This is a genomic window from Bradyrhizobium sp. (assembly GCF_049691595.1).
Classification (GTDB): domain Bacteria; phylum Pseudomonadota; class Alphaproteobacteria; order Rhizobiales; family Xanthobacteraceae; genus Bradyrhizobium.
On sequence record NZ_JBAVNZ010000231.1, the window covers coordinates 1 to 4669 of the forward strand.

Below are 4669 nucleotides of genomic sequence, written 5' to 3' on the forward strand. Positions count from 1 at the left end.
TCCCGGAATGACGAAGAGGATTACTCCGCCGCTGCCTGGAACGGCCCGAGATCGCCGAGCGGCACGGCGGCGAGCGCGTCCGCCATCGTGGCGAAATCGGCGACCACCTGCGCAAATCGCGGCCCGCGTTCGCGCCGCCGCTCGTCCATGTAGATCGCCCGGTTGAGTTCGAGCTGGACGGTGTGCAATCCGCTGGCGGGATTGCCGTAATGCTCGGTGATGAAACCGCCCGCATAGGGCTTGTTGCGTCCGATCGAGTAACCGCGCCCGCTCAGGATTTCCTCGACGACGTCGGGCAGCAGCCCCGCGCAACTGGTGCCGTAGCGGTCGCCGATCACGATATCGGGCCGCCGCGGCTCGTCCCTGGAGACGCCGATCGAGGGCATCGAATGGCAGTCGACCAGGATCACGGTTCCGAAGGCCTGATGCGCCTTGTTGATCAGGCGCCGCAATGCGCGGTGATAAGGCTTGTAGAGCGCTTCGATCCTTCCCAGCGCCTCGTCGACGCCAAGGCGCTCGCGATAGATCTCCTGCCCGTCGCCGACCACGCGCGGGATGGTGCCGAGGCCGCCGGCGACCCGCATCGAGCGCGTATTGGCAAAGCTCGGCAGCCTGCCGGTGAACATGCGCGGATCGAGTTCATAGGGCTCGCGGTTCACGTCGACATAGCAGCGGGGGAAATTGACACGGATCAGGGGAAAACCGCGATCGGCCAAATCGGCGATCAATTCGTCCATGAAGGAATCTTCGGAACGGCGCAGCGTCGCCAGATCGATCCGCGACGCGGCGAGGAATTCGCTCGGATAGACCGAACCGGAGTGGGGAGAATTGAAGATGATCGGCGCCCGCCAGCGGGTTGGCTCGACAATCTCGAACGGAGGCGACAGTTCGCCATCAAACCGGGTCATCGTCGGGCACTGTTCCTCAAGTCCGCGTGCTTCCGGAAGCAACGATTCTGCCAGAAAAACGGAGGTGTTATGTTGGTTTTATCTTGGGGGTTATTGTCGATAATCACAACCATTCTGCCAAGCCTGCCAAGCGAAAAAAGCCACAAAGGCCATGGAACCTGTCTCAAGCGACGAAAACGCCTGTCTCGATTGATTCGGGCCGCAATTGCGGTACAGAACCAGTCGGGCCTGGCGCCGACCGCGGCAGGCAACTTTCACCCGAAATTTACCGCTGTCGGTCTTAGTATGCGGATTGGTCCTCATGAGCCGGATTCGACGAAGCAACACCATGCACAAAATCCTTCTCGCCGAAGACGACAACGACATGCGCCGCTTCCTGGTCAAGGCGCTGGAAAACGCCGGCTTCCAGGTCTCGCCCCACGACAACGGCATGTCGGCCTATCAGCGGCTGCGCGAGGAGCCGTTCGAGATGCTGCTCACCGATATCGTGATGCCCGAAATGGACGGCATCGAGCTGGCGCGCCGCGCCTCCGAACTCGACCCCGACATCAAGATCATGTTCATCACGGGCTTCGCCGCGGTGGCGCTGAATTCCGATTCGGAGGCGCCGAAAAACGCCAAGGTGCTGGCAAAGCCGGTTCACCTGCGCGAATTGGTCAGCGAAGTGAACAAGATGCTGGCGGCCTGAGTTGGCGCGCGTGCGCGCTTGACGCGGTTTCCTGGCGCCAACCGGCGTCCACCCCCGGATCGCGTCCGAGGGCGTGCTTCGCTTGAAAACGCTATCGAAAATAGCGGCCGGGCGTCCTTGCCTGCCCGCCTGGGAGCCGATATACGGACCCTTAACCCAATACGACTTTAGGGCGCGTAGCTCAGCGGGAGAGCACTACCTTGACATGGTAGGGGTCACAGGTTCGATCCCTGTCGCGCCCACCATTTAGTTCTCCCAAACCGCAAGCGACGTACCGGCATCAGGGAGTTTCGGCATCACGGAACCTCCGGGCAGTGCGCGAACGATTGCCGGCGTTGCAACGTCGATCGCGTTGTTCATTGGCTGGGCGCCTCGCGGCCCGGCGCCACGCCGAAAGACGGCCACGCAGGCGGACATCGATAACGGCATCGTCAATATCATGGTCGGCTTCGCGCCGCTGCGACCGGCGGAGTTCGTCGTCCTCACCATCCGGCAGATCGCCGGAGGCGTGCGCGCCTGATGACGCAAGACGACAGGCCTACTGACGCGCGGCCGGCGGACTTGAGCTGATGTGTTTCCCCGCGATATAGCCGAAGGTCAGCGCCGGTCCGAGCGTGATGCCGGCGCCGGGATAGTTGCCGCCCATGATGCTCGCCATGTCGTTGCCGGCGGCGTAGAGCCCTGCGATCGGGCGGCCGTCGGCATCCAGCGCACGCGCGTTCGCGTCGGTCCTGATACCGGCATAGGTGCCGAGATCGCCGATTACCATCTTGATCGCGTAGAACGGGCGGTCCTGGATCGGCGCGACGCAGGGGTTCGGGCCGTGCAACGCGTCGCCCTGGTAGCGGTTATAGGCGCGTGATCCCTTGCCGAAGGCGGGGTCGCGGCCTTCGGCGGCGGCTGTGTTGAATTCGGCGACTGCTGCCTGAAGCCCCTTCGGATCAATCCCGGCCCGCGCCGCCAGTTCGGCCAATGTCGCGCCGCGCTTCAGATAGCCGGTACGGATATGACGGCCGATCGGCATCGGAAACGGCGGCACGCATCCGAGGCCGTATTTGCGCAGGCTCCGGTGGTCGCAGATCAAAAAGGCCGAAATCTCCTCGCCGGGTTTGGCGGCCTTGATCATCTCCTGCACGAAATCGTGGTAGGAATTGCCCTCGTTGGCAAACCGCGTGCCCGCGCGCGTCACCGCGATTACGCCGGGTTTGGCGCGGTCGATGAAATGCGGCATCACGCCCCGGCTGCCGTCCTTGCGCACGGTGATCGAGACCGGCACCCAGGCTGCCGCATTCGGCAAGCTGTCCTCGACGCGGCCGCCGGCCGTTTCCGCTAACCGGAGTCCATCGCCGGTGTTGCCGGTCGGGCCGGGCGAAAAATGCTCGTTGCCGGTCGGCGCATGCGGAAACATCGCCTTGCGCCTTTCAACATCATGCGGAAAGCCCCCGCAGGCGAGGATCACGCCGCGGTTGGCGTTGACGCGAACCAGGCGTCCGTCCCGCTCGACCATTGCGCCGCGCACGGTGCCATCCTCGACGATCAATTCGCGCACCGGCGACGACAGCCACAGCGGAATGTTCAGATCGAACGCCGATTTGGCCAGCCGGCCGGCCAGCGCGTTGCCGTTGGTGAGCGTCATGCCGCGCCCGTGGCGCATCACGTCCAAAAAATGTTTCGACAGGCGTCTTGCGACGTAGAGCGCCGAGGTCAGCGACTTGGTCGCGCGCATGAAATGGATGATCTCCTTGCCGGAGCCCAGCATCATGCCGAACACGGTCAATTCCGGCAGCGGGCTGCCGAGATTTTTGATGTGCGGGCCGAGCTCATGGCCGTCGAACGGCCGCGTCACCATCGAGCGGCCGCCTTGCGCGCCGCCCGGCGCTTCGGCGTGATAGTCCGGAAAGGTCAGCGGCATGTCGAAGCGCAGCGCGGTTTTGCCGGTGAAGAAATCGACGGCCTGCGGCCCCGCGGTCAGAAAGGCATCGACGCGGGCGGCGTCAAAATTGTTGCCGGCCTCGTGGCGCAGATAGGTCCGCGCCTGGTCCGGGGCCTCGACGATGCCCCAGGCGTGTGCCAGCGAGGTGCCGGGAATCCACAGCCAGCCGCCGGAGCGCGCGGTGGTGCCGCCAAAGCGCGGCTCCTTCTCCACGATCAGGACTTTCAGCCCCTGATGCCCCGCGGTGACCGCCGCCGACATCCCGGCGGCGCCGGAGCCGACCACCAGCGCATCGCATTCATACGTTTCGCTGTCTGCCACGCGGATTGCCCTCTGGTACGGCGCGATCGGGATGGATTTCCAACGCAGGCCCTATCAGGGCCGCACTGTTCAGAATTGCGCGTCCCAGTCAATTTCTTCTGCCGACAGGCATCGCGCGCGAGGCAAACGAGGAGCCAAGCCCGATGGCAACAAGCCCGCCCACCCGCAGTCACGCGGCGTGTTGCCAAGGACCTATCGCTGTTGACTGCTTGCTCAAGGCTGGTCTCGGAGGGCAAGCGGATATGCCGCGGACCCATTGCGAAATTGGCTTCCGATGCGCCGGGGCTGAAACTCGCCCGTTGGTGTCAGGCGTTCTTCAGTTCATCAAGTCGACGATGCGGCCATTGCCGGTCTTGATGGGTCCCTTTAACGCCTGGACGCGATTTCCTGATGCTTTCGATCATCGCATTCACCGTGGCGATTTGCGCTGCCAGCCTGGCGCGGTCACCCGTCTCCCAGTATTCCCCTTCGTCCACGACCTGAAGATCCGCAAGGAGCGGCCGAAGCTTGCGAAGCAACCCGACGACCTCGACATGGACATCTGCGCCGGCGAATTGGGTCTTCACAAAGTCCCGCATCAACAAGTCGGTTCCAAACTGGATGTGGACCGGTTCGCACATCGGGTGCGGGTAGATGACGATCCCGCTCGGCGGACCCTGATACTCTTTCTCCTTGCTCTCCTTGCCGGCGACGCCGCGGGACACGGAAGCGCTGGCGACGTTCGCCTCCCGGACCCCCCAACCGCGATCACTCGCCGCGGAACGCGCGACGGCGAGTATTTTCTCAACCGCTGCCGCATTCTTCGCCTTGCCCTGGTAG

General features: G+C 63.9%; 5 protein-coding genes and 1 tRNA gene. 3 read left to right on the forward strand and 3 right to left on the reverse strand.

Going from position 1 to position 4669, the window contains the following annotated elements:
* Positions 1–20: 20 nt before the first annotated feature.
* Positions 21–908, reverse strand: coding sequence for an N-formylglutamate amidohydrolase (locus WCE35_RS10335; RefSeq protein WP_424593242.1), 888 nt, complete (start codon positions 906–908; stop codon positions 21–23).
* Between the two features lie 328 nt (positions 909–1236).
* On the opposite strand from WCE35_RS10335, the gene cpdR reads away from it, so the two are divergent.
* The 3 genes from cpdR (at position 1237) to WCE35_RS10350 (ending at position 2116) form a co-directional block, all read left to right on the forward strand.
* On the forward strand, positions 1237–1596 hold the full coding sequence (gene cpdR / locus WCE35_RS10340; RefSeq protein ID WP_027539837.1) for a cell cycle two-component system response regulator CpdR: 360 nt from the start codon (positions 1237–1239) through the stop codon (positions 1594–1596).
* A 170-nt stretch (positions 1597–1766) separates the two neighbouring features.
* Positions 1767–1841: transfer RNA gene (locus WCE35_RS10345), tRNA-Val, on the forward strand.
* Positions 1842–1948: 107 nt separating this feature from the next.
* Positions 1949–2116, forward strand: a complete 168-nt coding sequence (locus WCE35_RS10350; RefSeq protein ID WP_424593243.1) for a hypothetical protein — start codon at positions 1949–1951, stop codon at positions 2114–2116.
* 18 nt (positions 2117–2134) lie between these two features.
* Here WCE35_RS10350 and WCE35_RS10355 read toward each other — a convergent pair whose 3' ends face one another.
* Together WCE35_RS10355 and WCE35_RS10360 are read right to left on the reverse strand one after the other, a co-directional pair.
* Complete coding sequence (locus WCE35_RS10355; protein ID WP_424593244.1) at positions 2135–3850, reverse strand: FAD-dependent oxidoreductase; 1716 nt, start codon at positions 3848–3850, stop codon at positions 2135–2137.
* Between the two features lie 305 nt (positions 3851–4155).
* Positions 4156–4669, reverse strand: a 514-nt coding sequence (locus tag WCE35_RS10360) for a hypothetical protein (protein WP_424593245.1), incomplete at its 5' end; no start/stop codon positions are given.